Origin of the sequence: uncultured Jannaschia sp., from assembly GCF_947494025.1 — a bacterium.
In the GTDB taxonomy this organism is placed as follows: Bacteria; Pseudomonadota; Alphaproteobacteria; order Rhodobacterales; family Rhodobacteraceae; genus Jannaschia.
In genome coordinates, this window is the sequence record NZ_CANLTQ010000014.1 from 46415 (window position 1) to 62286 (window position 15872).

General features: G+C 68.6%; 12 protein-coding genes and 2 pseudogenes. 9 read left to right on the plus strand and 5 right to left on the minus strand.

Annotated elements, in window-relative coordinates; all coding sequences use genetic code 11:
* Positions 1-92: 92 nt before the first annotated feature.
* The 6 genes from Q1B08_RS14530 to Q1B08_RS14555 all read left to right on the plus strand — a co-directional run bounded on the left by Q1B08_RS14530 (position 93) and on the right by Q1B08_RS14555 (position 7085).
* On the plus strand, positions 93-1691 hold the full coding sequence (locus Q1B08_RS14530; RefSeq protein ID WP_299820287.1) for an ABC transporter substrate-binding protein: 1599 nt from the start codon (positions 93-95) through the stop codon (positions 1689-1691).
* Between the two features lie 67 nt (positions 1692-1758).
* Entirely contained in the window at positions 1759-2736 is a 978-nt protein-coding gene (locus Q1B08_RS14535; protein WP_299820289.1) for an ABC transporter permease, read from the plus strand.
* Entirely contained in the window at positions 2733-3665 is a 933-nt protein-coding gene (locus Q1B08_RS14540; RefSeq protein WP_299820292.1) for an ABC transporter permease, read from the plus strand. The genes Q1B08_RS14535 and Q1B08_RS14540 overlap by 4 nt, the downstream gene beginning before the upstream one ends.
* Positions 3662-4648 carry an ABC transporter ATP-binding protein gene (locus Q1B08_RS14545; protein ID WP_299820295.1) on the plus strand — a complete coding sequence of 329 codons (987 nt, stop codon included), beginning with the start codon at positions 3662-3664 and terminating at the stop codon, positions 4646-4648. The genes Q1B08_RS14540 and Q1B08_RS14545 overlap by 4 nt, the downstream gene beginning before the upstream one ends.
* A complete protein-coding gene (locus Q1B08_RS14550) occupies positions 4645-5643 on the plus strand; it encodes an oligopeptide/dipeptide ABC transporter ATP-binding protein (protein WP_299820297.1) in 999 nt (332 codons plus the stop codon). Before Q1B08_RS14545 ends, Q1B08_RS14550 begins: the two co-directional genes overlap by 4 nt.
* A gap of 26 nt (positions 5644-5669) precedes the next feature.
* Positions 5670-7085, plus strand: a complete 1416-nt coding sequence (locus Q1B08_RS14555; RefSeq protein ID WP_299820299.1) for a M20 family metallopeptidase — start codon at positions 5670-5672, stop codon at positions 7083-7085.
* 353 nt (positions 7086-7438) lie between these two features.
* On the opposite strand, the pseudogene ccoO reads toward Q1B08_RS14555, so the two are convergent.
* The 3 genes and pseudogenes from ccoO to fnrL form a co-directional block, all read right to left on the minus strand.
* Positions 7439-8056 (minus strand): annotated as a pseudogene (gene ccoO, locus Q1B08_RS14560) (cytochrome-c oxidase, cbb3-type subunit II); the annotation flags it as partial.
* A gap of 5 nt (positions 8057-8061) precedes the next feature.
* Positions 8062-9418, minus strand: a pseudogene (locus Q1B08_RS14565) (cbb3-type cytochrome c oxidase subunit I).
* An 89-nt stretch (positions 9419-9507) separates the two neighbouring features.
* Positions 9508-10239 carry a transcriptional regulator FnrL gene (fnrL, locus tag Q1B08_RS14570; RefSeq protein ID WP_299820301.1) on the minus strand — a complete coding sequence of 244 codons (732 nt, stop codon included), beginning with the start codon at positions 10237-10239 and terminating at the stop codon, positions 9508-9510.
* 36 nt (positions 10240-10275) lie between these two features.
* On the opposite strand from fnrL, the gene Q1B08_RS14575 reads away from it, so the two are divergent.
* On the plus strand, positions 10276-10926 hold the full coding sequence (locus Q1B08_RS14575) for a hypothetical protein (protein WP_299820303.1): 651 nt from the start codon (positions 10276-10278) through the stop codon (positions 10924-10926).
* Positions 10910-11437: a hypothetical protein gene (locus Q1B08_RS14580; RefSeq protein WP_299820306.1), complete on the plus strand. Its 528-nt coding sequence runs from the start codon at positions 10910-10912 to the stop codon at positions 11435-11437. Before Q1B08_RS14575 ends, Q1B08_RS14580 begins: the two co-directional genes overlap by 17 nt.
* Positions 11438-11756: 319 nt before the next feature.
* Here the strand turns inward: Q1B08_RS14580 and Q1B08_RS14585 are convergent, their stop codons facing one another.
* Together Q1B08_RS14585 and Q1B08_RS14590 are read right to left on the minus strand one after the other, a co-directional pair.
* Positions 11757-12833: a glycosyltransferase family 4 protein gene (locus Q1B08_RS14585; RefSeq protein ID WP_299820309.1), complete on the minus strand. Its 1077-nt coding sequence runs from the start codon at positions 12831-12833 to the stop codon at positions 11757-11759.
* A 5-nt stretch (positions 12834-12838) separates the two neighbouring features.
* Positions 12839-14026 carry a glycosyltransferase gene (locus tag Q1B08_RS14590; RefSeq protein ID WP_299820312.1) on the minus strand — a complete coding sequence of 396 codons (1188 nt, stop codon included), beginning with the start codon at positions 14024-14026 and terminating at the stop codon, positions 12839-12841.
* 179 nt (positions 14027-14205) lie between these two features.
* Here Q1B08_RS14590 and Q1B08_RS14595 point away from each other — a divergent pair, with 179 nt between their 5' ends.
* Positions 14206-15234, plus strand: a complete 1029-nt coding sequence (locus tag Q1B08_RS14595) for a hypothetical protein (RefSeq protein ID WP_299820315.1) — start codon at positions 14206-14208, stop codon at positions 15232-15234.
* The last annotated feature ends 638 nt before the right edge of the window (positions 15235-15872 follow it).

A 15872-nucleotide genomic window follows, 5' to 3' on the forward strand; every position in this document is an offset into this window, starting at 1 on the left:
CGCATAATAGCGTGGCGGCCAAGTTGCATGACGACGCGGCCCGGGGGCCGAAGATCGAACGAAGCGACGACCGGCAACAGGAAGGACAAGTCATGAAGGTATCCAGGATCGCCCTCACCGCAGGGCTCGTCGCGGCAGGTCTGCCGGCGATGGCGCAGGATCTGTCGATCGGGGTCAAGTCCGAGGCGACCTCGATGGACCCCCAGTTCCATCAGCTCTCGACCAACATCCAGGTTCTCAAGAACGTCTTCGAGGCGCTGACCACGCAGGACGCCAATCAGATGGTCGGCCCCGGCCTCGCCACCGAATGGGAGGCGGTGGACGACACGACCTGGCGCTTCAAGCTGCGCGAGGGCGTCAAGTTCCACGACGGCAGCGACTTCACCGCGCGCGACGTGATCTATTCCTTCTGCCGGGTGCCCCTCGTCGAGAATTCGCCCTCGGCCTACACGCTCTACACCGCCGGCATCGCCAACATGACGGCGGAGGACGACCACACGCTCGTCGTCGAGACGCAGTCGACGAACCCGCTCCTGCCGGCCGAGATCTGGAGCATCGCGATCCTGTCGGCCGACACGCTCGGCGCCGAAGACGAGATCGCCTACGCGCCCGAGGGGAATTGCGAGGGAATGGGCGACGTCCCGCAGGCCCCCGCGTTCAACTCGCCGGACGTGGCCGTGGGCACGGGCCCCTACATCCTTGACACCTACACGCGCGGATCCGAGATGGTGGTGACGCGGTTCGACGATTACTGGGGCGGCACGCCGGACTGGGCGCGGGTGACCATGCGTCCCATCACCTCGGACGGGCCGCGGGTGGCGGCGCTCCTCGCCGGCGACGTGGACATGATCGAGTCCCCGCCGATCCAAGATATCGGACGGATCGAGCAGGCCGGCTTCAAGATCGTCGACGCCCTGTCGAACCGGATCATTTACCTGCACATGCAGCAGGTCGAGGACGCGCCGGGCATTTCCGGCACGGACGGCAAGAATCCCCTGATGGACGCGCGGGTGCGCGAGGCGATCTCGCTCGCCGTCAACCGCGAGGCCATCGCGGACCGGATCATGGGCGGCTACGCGCAGCCCGCGGGCGAGCTGTTGCCGCCGCCGATGTTCGGCACGTCCGGCCGCGAGGTCGATGCCTACGATCCGGAGCGCGCGCAGGAGCTTCTGGCCGAGGCGGGCTACCCGGACGGGTTCCAGATCACGCTCGGGACGCCCAACGACCGCTACATCAACGACGAGCAGATCGCGCAGGCGGTGGCGCAGATGCTGGCCCGGATCGGCATCGACACCCGCGTCGATGCCTCCACCGCCAGCCAGTTCTTCTCCCGCCGCAACGCGCTGGAATTCCCGATCTACATGGCGGGCTGGGGCGCGGCCTCCGGCGAGATGTCCTCGCCGCTGAAATCGCTCGTGGCCACCTACGACGAGGCGACGGGGATGGGGCCGACCAATGCGGGCCGCTACTCCAACCCGGAGATGGACGCGGTCCTGATCGAGGCGATGTCGACGATCGACGACGCCGAGCGCGACCGGCTCCTGCAGGAGGCCGAGACCATGGTGCTCGAAGATTACGGCATCATTCCGCTGCATTACGAGCAGACGGTCTGGGCGATGAAGCCCGAACTCACCTACGAGCCGCGGATGGACCAGTACACGATGGCCTCCGAGGTGAAGCCGGCCGAGTGATCGCCCGGCGTGGCCCCGACACGAGGGGGCCGCGCCGCCCGCATCCCGCCCCACAGAGGAGAGCGGTATGATCGTCTACCTCGTCCGGCGCTTCGGACAGAGCCTGCTCGCCATCGTGGCGATGGCGATCCTCGTCTTCGTCGGGGTCTACGCCATCGGCAACCCGGTGGACGTGCTGATCAACCCGGAGGCGTCGCAGGCCGAAATCGCGGCGACCACCGCGCGGCTCGGCCTCGACAAGCCGCTCTGGCAGCAATTCGGCATCTTCGTGTGGAACGCGGCGCAGGGCGACCTCGGGACCTCCTTCGTCTACGGGCGCCCGGCGCTGGAGATCATCGTCGACCGGCTGCCGGCGACGATGGAGCTCGCCCTGGTCGCGCTGATCCTGTCGGTCGGGCTCGGCGTGCCGCTCGGCGTCTGGGCGGGATTGCGGCCCGAAAGCGTCGCCGGCCGCACGATCATGGGCGGCTCGATCCTCGGCTTCTCGCTGCCGAACTTCTGGCAGGGGATGCTCCTGATCCTCGTCTTCGCCGTGCTGCTGGGCTGGCTGCCGGCCGGGGGGCGGGGCGAGACGGTGGAGGTGCTGGGAATGCGGCTGAGCTTCCTGACGCTCGACGGGCTCTCGCACCTGATCCTTCCGGCGATCAACCTCGCGCTCTTCAAGATGTCGCTCATCATCCGGCTGGCCCGGGCCAACACCCGTGAGGTCTGCCTGCAGGACTACGTCAAGTTCGCCCGCGCGAAGGGCCTGTCGGGCCGGCGGGTGGTGATGGTCCATATCCTCAAGAACATCATGATCCCGGTCGTCACGATCATCGGGCTGGAGCTCGGCTCCATGGTGGCCTTCGCGATCGTCACGGAAACGGTGTTCGCCTGGCCCGGCATGGGCAAGCTGCTGATCGACTCGATCAACCTGCTCGACCGGCCGGTGATCGTCGCCTACCTGATGCTGACCGTCCTCATCATCGTCACGATCAACCTCGTCGTGGACGTGATCTACTCGCTCCTCGATCCGCGCATCCGCCTGTCGGAGGTGAAGGGATGACCGACTCCATCGCCTCCGATCTCGAACCCGTCGGCACGCCCGCCCCGGCGCGCGTGGATCATCCGGCGAAGCGCGTGGCCAAGCAATTCGTGGAGGATCCGGTCGCGGTGGTGGGGCTCGTGCTCTTTCTCCTCGTCGCGCTGGTGGCGCTGCTCGCGCCGGTCCTCGCGCCGCAGAACCCCTACGATCTCGCGCAGCTCGACATCATGGACGGGGGCCTGCCACCCGGGGAGGCGAGCTTCGGCACCGGCATGACCTACTGGCTCGGCACCGACACGCAGGGCCGCGACATGGTCTCGGCCATCATGTACGGCCTCCGCATCAGCCTGTTCGTCGCGACGGTCTCGCTCGGCCTTGCCATCACCATCGGCACGGTCGTGGGCGTGACGGCGGCCTATTTCGGCGGCCGCATCGACAGCCTCATCATGCGGATCGTCGACCTGCAGCTGTCTTTCCCGGCGATCCTGATCGCACTCATCCTTCTCGCGCTGCTCGGGCGGGGCGTGGACAAGGTCGTGCTCGCCCTCGTGATCGTGCAATGGGCCTATTACGCGCGGACTGTGCGCGGCTCCGCGATCGTGGAGCGGCGGAAGGACTACATCGACGCCGCGCGCTGCCTCGCGCTGTCGGACCGGCGGATCATGTTCCGCCACCTCCTGCCGAATTGCGTGCCGCCGCTCATCGTCGTGGCGACGGTGCAAATCGCGCAGGCCATCGCGCTCGAGGCGACGCTGTCCTTTCTCGGCGTGGGCGTGCCGATCACCGAGCCGTCGCTCGGATTGCTGATCGCCAACGGCTACGATTACCTTCTGTCGGGGCGCTACTGGATCAGCCTGTTCCCCGGCATCGCCCTGGTCGTGACGATCATCGCCATCAACCTCGTGGGCGACCGCCTGCGCGACGTGCTGAACCCGCGGCTGTCCTCATGACGAAACTGCTCGAGATCGAGGGCCTTCAGACGCATTTCTTCACCCGCGACGGGGTGGCGAAGGCGGTGGACGGCGTGAGCCTGTCGCTCGACCGGGGCGAGATCCTGGGGCTGGTCGGCGAATCCGGATCGGGCAAGTCGGTCACCGGCTTCTCCATCCTCGGCCTGGTGGATCCCCCGGGACGCGTCGTCGGCGGGCGGATCGTGTTTGACGGGGCCGACCTCGTCGCAGGGGGGGAACGCATGATGCGGGGCCTGCGCGGCCGGCGGATCGCGATGATCTTCCAGGATCCGATGATGACCCTGAACCCGGTCCTTCGGATCGACACGCAGATGATCGAGACGGTGCGCGCCCATGCCGACGTGTCGCGCGCCGCCGCACGCGAACGCGCGCGGGAAGCGCTGGTCCGGGTCGGCATCTCCTCGCCCGATGAACGGCTCGAAAGCTATCCGCATCAATTCTCGGGCGGGATGCGTCAGCGCGTGGCCATCGCCATCGCGCTTCTGCACGAGCCCGACCTGATCATCGCCGACGAGCCGACCACCGCGCTCGACGTGACGATCCAGGCGCAGATCCTGTCGGAGGTGCAGACCCTCTGCGCCGAGGCGGGGACCGCGCTCATCTGGATCACCCACGACCTCGCCGTGGTGTCCGGCCTCGCCGACCGGCTGGCGGTGATGTATGCGGGCCGGATCATCGAGGCGGGCCCGACGGCGGGGATCATCGCGCGGCCGGCGCATCCCTATACGAAGGGCCTCATCGAAAGCGTGCCGCAGGGCAAGCGCCACGGCACGCTCCTGAAGCAGATCGGGGGCATGACGCCCTCGCTCCTCCATTTGCCGCGGGGCTGCAAGTTCGCGCCGCGCTGCCCGCGCGCCGACGCGGCCTGCGACCCGGAACCGCCGCTCGCCGAGATCGCGGCGGGACGCGGGGTCCGTTGCGTCCATCCCCATCTCGAAGCCGAGGAGAGCGCCGCCTCGTGACCGAACCCCTTCTTGAAATCGACGACGTCTCGAAGCGTTTCACGACCGAGCTCGACATCGCCGAGCGGATGGCGCGCCGTCTCGGCGCCGACCTCGCGCCGAAGACGGTCCATGCGGTCGATCGCGTCAATCTCGCGATCCGGCCGGGCGAGGTGATGGGGCTTGTGGGCGAATCCGGTTGCGGCAAGTCCACGCTGGGCCGGATGGTCGCGGGCCTGCTGTCGCCGAGCGACGGGCGCATCCGCTACCGGGGGCGCGAGATCGGCACGCTCGACGGGGCGGAGGCGCGGGACGCGGCGCTGAAGATCCAGATGGTGTTCCAGGATCCGATGTCCTCGCTCAATCCGCGGCTGCGGGTGCGCGACATCGTGGGCGAGGCGCCCCGCGTCCACAGGATCGTGCCCCGCCGGGAGGTCGCCGCCTACGCGGAGGAGATGCTCGCGCAGGTCGGGCTCGACGCCGCCACGTCGAAGCGCTACCCGCACCAGTTCTCGGGCGGGCAGCGGGCCCGGATCGGGATCGCGCGGGCGCTCGCCGTCAAGCCGGACTTCCTCGTCTGCGACGAATCCGTCGCCGCGCTCGACGTGTCGATCCAGGCGCAGGTGCTCAACCTCTTCGTGCGGCTGCGCGAGGAGTTCGACCTGACCTACCTCTTCATCAGTCACGATCTCGGCGTGGTCGAGCACATCTCCGACCGGATCGCGGTGATGTATCTCGGCCGCCTCGTGGAGCTCGGTCAGGCCGAGGATCTGCTGGCGCGGCCGAACCACCCCTACACGCAGGCACTCGTCGCCGAGATCCCCACCTTCTCGACGGAAAAGAAGGTCTATTCCGCGATCAAGGGGGAGATCCCCTCGCCGCTGAAGCCGCCCCCCGGCTGCCACTTCCACCCGCGCTGCCCGCACGCGCACGAGCGCTGCCGTGTCGAGGTGCCGGCGCTGAAGGAGGTGGCGCCCGGCCGGCTGTCGGCCTGCCATCTGAACGACGCGGCCTGACGGCCGGCATTTCGAAGGAGATTCCGATGCAAAACGAGAACCCGATCTGGTCGCTTGTCGAGAACCGCCGCGAGGCCTTCACGGGGCTGGCGGACCGGGTCTTCGACACGCCGGAACTCGCCTATACCGAGACGCGATCCTGCGCCGCGCATACGGAGATGCTGCGCGAGCAGGGGTTCCGCGTGACCGAGAACCTGGCCGGCATTCCGACGGCCGTGATGGGCGAGGCGGGGCAGGGGGGGCCGATCATCGCCATCCTGGGGGAGTACGACGCGCTGCCCGGCCTGAGCCAGGCGCCGGGCATGGCGGAGCCGCAGGCCATCTCCGAGACGGGGTTCGGTCACGGCTGCGGGCACAACCTGCTCGGCTCGGCGGCGATGTCGGCGGCGGCGGCGGTCAAGGACTGGCTCGAGGCGGAGGGGATCGAGGGGCGCGTGCGCTACTACGGCTGCCCCGCGGAAGAGGGCGGCGCGGCCAAGACCTACATGGTGCGCGACGGGCTTTTCGACGACGTGGATATCGCGATCACCTGGCATCCAGGCAGCTACAGCGCGGTGGACGACATGCGCTCGCTCGCCAACACGCGGATCGACTTCACCTTCACCGGCAAGGCCGCCCATGCGGCGGGCGCCCCCGAGCTCGGCCGGTCGGCTCTCGATTCGGTCGAGCTTATGAACGTCGGTGTGAACTACATGCGCGAGCACATGCCGGACGCCGCGCGGGTCCATTACGCCTATCTCGATGCGGGCGGGATCGCGCCGAACGTGGTTCAGGCCAAGGCCACCGTGCGGCAGCTCATCCGGAGTCCCGACCTGCAAGGGTTGCAATCGCTGATCGAGCGGGTGCGGGCCATCGCCGACGGCGCCGCGCTGATGGCGGGGACGCGGGTCGAGTCCCGGGTCTTCTCGGCGGTGTCGAACCTCGTGGAGAACCGGCCCCTTTCGGAGGCGATGCAGGCGGAGTTCGACGCGCTCGGCCCCGTGCCCTTCGACGAGGAGGACCGCGCCTTCGCCGAGAAGATCCGCCGGACCATCAGCCGCGAGGACATCGCCGACACCTTCCGCAGCGTCGGCCGGAAGCCGGATTACGAGCTTCCGCTCTGCGACTTCGTGGCGCCGCTCGACCGGCCGATGACGGGCGGCATGGGGTCCACGGATGTGGGCGACGTGAGCTGGGCCGTGCCGCTCGTGCAGGCGCGCGTGGCGACCTGCGCCGTGGGCACCGCGCTCCATTCCTGGCAGCAGACGGCGCAGGGCAAGACGCCGGCGGCGCACAAGGGGATGCTCCATGCGGCCAAGGTCATGGCGGCCACGGCCCGCGCCGCGATCCTCGACCGGGAACTGCGCGATGCGGCCCGGGCGGCGCACGAGGCCCATCTCGCCGCGGCGCCCTACAGCAATCCGATCCCGGCCGAGACGCGCCCGCCGATCGCCGCGGAGTAGGTCTGGCCGGCGCGCGCGATCCTCGGACGTGTCGCGAAACCGTGGTATTCCCCGAGCTTCGTCCGCATGCGGGCGAAGCCCGCTCGTTGCGTGGACAGGTTTCCGCCCCTGTATGATTGTCGGCGATCGAACCTTCGCGGGGTCGGGAAACAGGCGCTTGCGCAGCCCCCCGGGGTGAGACCGTAATGGTCCTCCAGCGGCGCCCCGGCGCGGTCCGTGTCGCGGTCGAGGGTCGTCTCGTATTCGGCCAGCGCGTCGCCGCGTCGGGCGAGCGCGAACTTCACCGAAAGGTCCGATGGCGGATCGAGTGGTCCACCATCTGGACGCGGATCTTCGCGAGGCCCGGAAAGCTCGGGCACGCCCACCATCGCGTGGGTCTCGACCAGTTCCCCGATATGCGTCGCTTCGACGCGCCGGTCCGTGAGGAAAGCGTATTTCGGCATCACGCTTTCCGGCACGACGCTCTGCGGATCCATCAGGTGGTCGACATGCCATTCGTCCGAGTAGCGGCCGCCGACGCGGGCAAGGTCCGGCCCGGTCCGCTTGGAGCCCCACTGGTGGGGGTGGTCGTACATCGACTCGGCGGCGAGCGAGTAATGCCCGTAGCGCTCCACCTCGTCGCGCATCGGCCGGATCATCTGGCTAAGGCAGGTGTAGCAGCCCTCGCGGATGTAGATGTCGCGCCCGGCCAGTTCGAGCGGGGAATAGGGGCGCATCCCTTCCACTTCTTCGATGGTGTTCTCGAGCCAGAAGAGGGGCGCGATCTCCACCGCGCCGCCGACGGTGACGACCGCGAAGCTCGCCGCGAGCAGGAGCGTCGCGTTTCGCTCGAGCCGCTGGTGGAAGGTGATCCTCTTCGTCTCCGGCGGCAACTCGTTCGGAATGTCGCCCTCGCGCAGCGCCGCCCCGGTGGTGACGATCTCGGGGTCGTCGGTGGGATCGTAGTCGGGGCTACGGGGGCCCTTCGTCATCTCTTTCACTCCGCGGGGGTGGCTGCGAGGACGGGGCGCGCCTCGGGCGCGCGGATTGTCCGCCACATGTTCCAGACCATGACGAGCCCGCCCGCGAGGTAGAGGACGCCGCCCAGGGCGCGGACCACGTACATCGGGAACTTGGCGGACACGGCGTCGGCGAAGGCGTTGACGAGGAAGCCGTTGGCGTCGACCTCGCGCCACATCAGGCCCTCCATGATGCCCGAGACCCATCGATGCCGCGTAGAGGACGATCTCCAGCGTCGCGAGCCAGAAGTGCAGGTTGATCGCGGCGACCGAATGCATCTCCGTGCGGCCCCACAGGCGCGGCGTCAGGAAGTAGAGCGCCGAGAACACCATGCCGAGCGTCGCGGCCCGGTCGGGCAATGCGGTGTAGTGCAGGTGGTGCGGCCCCGCCCAGATATAGAGGAAGATCAGCGCCCAGAAATGGATGATCGAGAGCTTGTAGCCGGAGATCGGCCGCCCGGCCTGCTTGGGGACGAAGTAATGCATCATTCCGAGGAAGCCGGCCGTCAGGAAGAACCCGACGGCGTTGTGGCCGTACCACCACTGGGTCATGGCGTCCTGCACGGCGGCGAAGATCTGCACCGACGTCGAGCGCCAGATGCTGACGGGAACCGAGAGGTTGTTGACCACATGCAGCATCGCCACGGTCACGATGAAGGCGAGGTAGAACCAGTTCGCGACGTGGATGTGCCGCTCGCGTCGATGCAGGATCGTTCCGAGGAAGACGGCGAGATAGACCAGCCAGACGACCGTGAGCCAGATGTCCACGTACCATTCCGGTCCGGCGTATTCCTTGGACTGCGTGGCGCCGAGCAGGTCGCCGGTCGCGGCCAGCACGATGAAGAGGTTGTGGCTCCAGAACACGAATCACGCCGCGTTGCCGCCCCAGAGCCGCGCGCCGCAGGTCCGCTGCACCGCGTAGAGGGACGCCGCGATCAGGGCATTGCCGCCGAAGGCGAAGATCACCGCCGAGGTATGGATCGGGCGCAGGCGCCCGAGATTGGCGTAGGGCTGCGGCCATTCGATGTTGAGCGCGGGAAAGGCCAGTTGGAAGGCGATCCAGGTGCCCACGAGGAAGCCCACGACGCCCCAGAGCCCGGTGGCGATCACGCCGGCGCGGATCGGGCCGTCCATGTAGCCCGCGGGGGCGGGACGCGGCGCCGGCCCCCGGCCATCGGCGGGCATCGCCCTGAGCGTCCACAGAAACGCCCCCGCCGCGAGGAGCAGGACGAGAATCGCAGGGACCATGTCGGCCGCGTCCCGCGCGCAGTCCGCCGCCATCGCCGCGAGGAATGCGGGCAGCCCCAGCCCGGCCAGCTTGGGATAGTCCGACATGCCGGTCCTTTCCCGATCGTCGTGGGTCCGGTGACATGTCCGTCGCGGGCGTGGCCTCGATCGAGATCAAGCCGCGTGAAAAAGCCGCCTCAGACGGGCAGCGCGCCGTCCTCGTCGTCGCCGGACTCGGCCGCCAATGCGGCAAGGTCGTCGCAGGAAAGGCCGCGCGCCCCCTCGAGCCGGATCAGCCCCGCCTTGCGCAGCGCGGTCATCTGCCGGCTCACCGTCTCGATCGTGAGGCCGAGATAGGCCGCCATCGCCTCGCGGGTGAGCGGTAGCTCCGCGCGGAGCGGCCGGTCGGCCACGGAGGCGCGCCGCAGGACGAGCGTGAGCAGCGTCGCGACCTTCTCGCGGGCGGTCTTGCGGCCGAGGACCAGCATCCAGTCGCGCGCTGCGTCGAGCTCATCCAGCGACATCTCGAGGAGCCGCCCGGCCAGATGCGGCGTCTCCACCATCATCCGCTCGAAGGCTCGCCGGTCGAACATGCACAGCGTCACCTTGGTCGCGGCCGTGACCGCATAGGGCGCGGCGGCCCGACCCGGCCGGCCGAGGAAATCCGAGGGCATGAGCAGACCCACCATCTGCATCCGTCCGTCCTCGAGCGAGCGCGTGAGCGTGGCGCAGCCCTCGACCACGGAGGCCACGAACGCGAGCGCCTCGCCTTCGAGCACGATCGTCTCCCCGGCCTGCCAGGAACGATAGCTCTTCATCGCGGCGAGGCGCGCGAGATCCTCGCCTTCGCAGGTGGCGCAGACGGCCCGGTGCCGGATCGGGCAGGCGGCGCAGTCGGGCGTGGCGAGCGAAAGGTCGATGCGGGACATGGGCTGAAGGCCGATCGGTGAGTGGAGGCGGCGAAGATGTCACGTCCGCTGATCTGCATCAAGGCGCGCGTGACGGGTGTGGGGCAAGCGCGGAGCATGGACCGTCTCGACGCCGGCCTCACGGCCCGCGCGCTCACCGCCTGCGCATCCCGCTACACCAGCTATCCGCCCGCCACGCACTTCTCCGACGCGGTCGGACCCGAGACGATGCGCGACCGGCCGACCGAGGTGCCGGCGCGGCCGCGCATCTCGCTTTGCGTCCGCATCCCGTTCTGCCGGCGGCTCTGCTGGTTCTGTGCCTCTCGGATCCAGGGAACCGGGACCGAGGCGCCGCTCGCCCCCTATCTCGACGCCCTCGAAGCGGAGATCCCGCTCGTCGCCGCGGCGCTTCCGGGCGGCATCACGGTCGAGCAAATGCATGTGGGCGGCGGCACGCCGACCTTTCCGCCGCCCGACCTGATGCGCCGCCTCTTCGCGATGATCGCCGCCACGATGCCGCGCGCCCCGACTCGACACGCTGACGAAGGGCGGGATCACGCGGGCGAGCCCTGGCGTACAGGATTTCGACCTTCGCGTGCCGAATGCCATCGGCCGGCCGCAAAGCTTCACGCCCGACCGGATCGCGCTCGAGGGCTACGCGCATGTGCCCCGGGTCTCGAAGCGGCAGGTAATGATCCGCGAGGTTGACCTGCCCGACGCCGGGCAGCGCCTCGACCTCGCCGCCCGCGCCTCGGACCGCCTCCGCGATGCGGCGTTCCGGACGATCGGCATCGACAATTTCGTCCGCCCCGCCGATCCGATGGCGAAGGCGGCGGAAGCCGGAACCCTCCAGCGGAACCTCCAGGGCTATACCTGCGACGAAGCGGAGGTGCCGATCGGGCTAGAGGCCTCCGCCATCTCGAGCCTGCCCGCGGGTCATGCGCAGAACACGCCGCGCACCAGCGACTCGCGCGCACGTATGGGCCAAAGTCGATTGGGGACGACGCGGGGACACGCCCTCTTCGACGAGGATCGGCTCCGGGGTCGGGTGATCGAGCGGCTGCTCTGCGACTTCGCCGTCGATCCGGCCGCCTTCGCGGACCCTGACGCGGCGCGGGGACTGACCTGGACCGTTGCCTCGGCCTGGCCCGGGCGGTCATGCTCGACGGAACGGGACGCCCGCGCTCGCGACCGGGCGCGGAACACCTCGCACGGATGATGACGACGGAGATCGACACCTGCGCGATGCCGGAGGGGCGGCACGGTCTGGCGGTCCGACGGGGGTGACTCCGACGCCGGATCGGCCCGAGGGCTTCAATCCTGCTGGCGATATACCTGTGATCGTCAGAAGGACGGGAGACATGTGGCAAGCCAGAGTAGAATGGGCTGTCGTAAGGCCTGGTGAGACGTTGGCGGTTGATCTTTGAATGTAAGCACGTCGTTCCGCGCAAAATCAGCGGAAACCTACCGTCTCAGGGCCGACGATGCGGCGCTCGCGATGTGCGACCCGCAGCCTGGAAACGATCCCGGCACAGACATCATCGGAGTTTCCTAGGGGTTTCGTCCATAGCCAGCTGCTGCAGCTTCATGGCCCGGGCGGCTCGATAGACGGCCTCGTAGCGTGCCGCCATCGTATCGTCGGCGAAGCGCAGGCGCGCTCGCGCGGCACATCGCGCGCGATCGATTTCGGGAAGCCGGGCGATCGCGGCCGGAGCGTCCTCCAGGCGGTCGACGAGGAAGCCGGTCACGCCCTCCTCGATCAGTTCGGACATGGAGCCCCGACGCAGCGCGATCACCGGCGTGCCGCAGAGCATGGCCTCGACGATCGAGAGACCGAAGGGCTCATCGAAGGCGATCAGATGCAGGAGTCCGCGCGCGGCGCCCAGGAATCGTGCCCGCTCCGTGCCAGCGAGCGGGCCGATCCAGACCGCGCCGGGATCCTCCAGCCGGGGCACGACCTCGGTCGCGTGGTAGTCGGCATCCGCGACGATCCCGGCGAGGCGGATCGGCAGGCCGGCAGCGCGGGCTGCGTCGATGGCGGCGGCCGGTCCTTTCTCCGGATGCGACCGGCCGAAGAAGACGAGCGGCGCGTCCGGCGCGGATTCCGCGACAGCCGGCCAGGCGCTCGGGGCGAGACCGTGGTGGATGGTGGCGGCGTAGCGGAGGTCGGGATGCCGATCCGCATCGGAGATGGCAACGTAATGGGCGTCGTTCGCGTATGCGCGCCAGATCGGCAGGACCGCGTCACGCACGGAGGGCGGCCCGAAGCCGTGCAGCGTCACGATCATCGGGACGGGCAAAAGCGGCGCAAAGGGGAGCGCAGGGAAGTCGCACTGGACATGGATGACGTCGAACGCGCCACGGGCCGCCTCGGTCATGGCGGCGCCAAGATGCAGCGCCTCCCAGACCTTCACGTCGAGCGGCCCCTCCTCGTAGGGATGCGGCGCCGTCACCCGAAGCGTGCCGGCCGTGCACGAGCCTCCGGCTGCAAACAGCGTCACGTCGTGGCCCCTCCTGATCAGCGCCTCGGTCAACGTGCTCGTCGCGGCTTCCCACGGCCCATAGCCCGAGGGCGGGCAGGTCCAGGCGATCGGCGCGACCATCCCGATCCGCATGCGGACTACTCGGCCGCGATCGTCGGCATGTCGACCTGCGCTGCCGTCCCCAGGACGGTGTCGAGCCGACGGGCGACCGCGGGCCAGATCGCCGGACGGCTCTCGTCCCAAGCCTGCTGGGCCAGCGCCTCCCGCCGATCGGGTTGCGTCAGCAGGTCCATCGCCTGCGCCGCCAATATGTCGACGTCGCCGAACGGAAACAAAAGCTCCGCCGGGAGGACATCCTCGGCATGCCAGTACGGGGTCGACACGGTCGGCACGCCGCAGGCCAGCGCATATGCGAGCGTGCCGGACGTGATCTGCGCGCGGTTGAGATACGGCGTCACGTAGACATCCGCCGCCTGCAGCGCGTCGCAGAGATCCGTGTCGTCGAGATAGCGGTTCTCCATCCGGAGCGCCCTTTCGACGCCAAGTCGGCCCGCCAGATCGGTAAGGCCGTCGCGATACCGCTCCCCCTCCTGTGCCAGAAGCATCGGATGCGTCGCACCCAGCAGGACATAGCGCGCGTCCGGAACCCTCGAGAGGATCGCCGGCAGAGCAGCGATCGCCGTCTCGATCCCTTTGCCCGGTGAAAGCAGGCCGAAGGTCAGGAGTGTCGGCCGGTCGGACCAGTCGAGCCGCCGGCGCATATCTGCGGGACGGATGCGCGCCCGGTCCGGCGTGCCGTGCGGGACGACATGGACAGACAGACCGCAGAGGCCGGTCTCCGCCAGCATGTCCCGCCCGCGAGCGGCCATCACGACGAAGGACGCCGTCCGCTGTCGGAGCGCCTCCATCGCGGCGCGCTGATGGAAGTCGGGTTCGGCCAAGACCGTATGGAGCTGCACGACGTTCGGGACGCCGGCGGCGTCGATCAGGTCGATCAGCCACGCTCCGGCCGGACCGCCGAAGATGCCGAATTCATGCTGAACGAAAACAACGTCGGGCGCCCAGGCTGCGATCGCGCGCCCAGCCCTCGCATAATCCGCACGGATGTCCTGCCGCACCTCGAGATCGACGGCCGACCCGTAGGGATGCCTCCTCCCCGGCTCCGACATTGCGGTGACGTGAACGACATGCCCGGCAGCGCGGAGCGCGATCGCGACGTCGCGCGTGTAGGTCGCAATGCCACAACGGCGGGGCGGATGATTCCCGACGAGCGCGACGCGCAGCGGGTATCGCGAACGGCGCCCGCGAAGCGACAATACGTCCATATGGCAGGATCTCCTCGAAGACACGCTCGGCCCGACCGCGTTGCCTGAACTACGATGTCATTGAATGGACGGCATCGTTCGGCCGTGTCTGGCATTAACCATTCGACGCAGGCGCCGGTTCCATATACCCCCACGCGACCATGCGCGAGGCATCGCGCATCGCAGCGGAGATTTCGTCGATGGCCCCTCTCGATCACCTCGTCCGTCTGACCGACGATTGCGGAATCTGGCAGCACGCCCGATGTATCGTCCCCGACCGTCGACACGGCTATTGTCTCGACGATGTATCGCGCGCGCTCTGGCTCTGCGCCCGACGCGCGCGTCTCGATCCGGTCGATCCCCGGCCCGGGCGACTGGCCGTGATCTACGCCTCCTTCGTGGATCACGCCTGGGACGCCGAGGCGGGTGGGTTCCGAAATTTCCTCTCTCACGACCGGCAATGGATCGGGGGTCCGGACGAGGATGCGTCCGCGCGCACCCTCCTGACGCTCGCGGAGACAGCCCTAGCGCTCCTACCGGACGGGATCGGGGACTGGGCACGGGAACGTTTGCGGGACGTGCTGCCCTCCGCGACGGATTTCCGATCGCCACGGCCCTGGGCGTGGGCGCTTGGAGCGCTTTCGGTGGCGCGTGAGCTCGACCTTCCGGTCGACGCTCCGGGACGAACGCTCGCCGATCGGCTGCTTGATCTGTGGCAGCGCGCGCCCGGTCTCACCTTCGAGGCCGAGCTGGCCTACGACAGTCCGCGTCTCGCCCAGGGGGCGCTGGACGGCGCGTGGTGGCGGGAGGAACTCGCGGAGGCGGGCCTGGATGCGCTACGAGAGATGTCGCGCATCCAGACAGCGGACGACGGCGCCTTCCGCCCCCCGGGCTCCGACGGCTACGGACGGCCCGGTGGCCCGGTCCGCTACGCGCAGCAACCTCTCGACGCCTGGGCGCAGGTCGAGGCGACGCTTGCCGCCCATACGCTCACGGGCGATGCGGACTGGACCCGAGAGGCGCAGCGGGCGCACGCCTGGTTCCTTGGTCGCAACGAAGTCGGTTGTCCCCTCGTGACCCCGGACGGCGGCTGCCGCGACGGGATCGACCCACAGGGCATCAGCGTGAACCAAGGCGCGGAATCGACGCTGGCCTGGCTTCACACGGACGCGGTCATGGCGCTTGCCGGGCTTGTTCCTGGCCCCGTCGATCGGCATGGGATTGCTTGATGCATGTTATCCGTAAGTTCGTCTCTCCGTAAGCGTCTGGTCTGACGGCTCAGGCCGGTCCGCGAGATCTTCGGGGACCGCTTCAACAGACTTGGTTTCGCCGCCAGCATAGCGTCCGCGGGAAGGCGATCTCATCGCGGCGGTCCCAGCCGGTCGAGGTGCGGCGAATGTGATCGGTCGTCGTGCCGTTCTGTCCTCCCGTTCAGTCTGTTTATCGAACTCCGAGAGGTGACGGTGACGCATTGCATGGCGAGGACGTTTCAATCGTGGCGGCGATTGGGCAATAGGTGCCTACGAGGGTGGCCAAGACGATGTTGGATAGTCACAGGTCGACCGCCTTCTTGAAGTCGTTTGCGGGAGGGGGCGGGGAGCTACGTTTTCGCTGAGCGAAGGGTTTTGACGTCCAGCACCTTTTGGTTGTGTTTGCGCAGCGTGCCGTCAGGACCGACGTAGCGATAGAGCGTAACGGGTTTGATCCCGAGTTCGGCGGCGAGATCGCCAGACCGCCCCGAGGCGTGGGAAGAATGCGACAGCAATCTGTCGGTTACAAGTTTGTTCCAATGTACGGCCGCGCACTTCAGGACCTGCTGCCTTCGTCCGGGTCAGGGCGGTTCGGCAATGCCCTGCCCAGGGCCAGC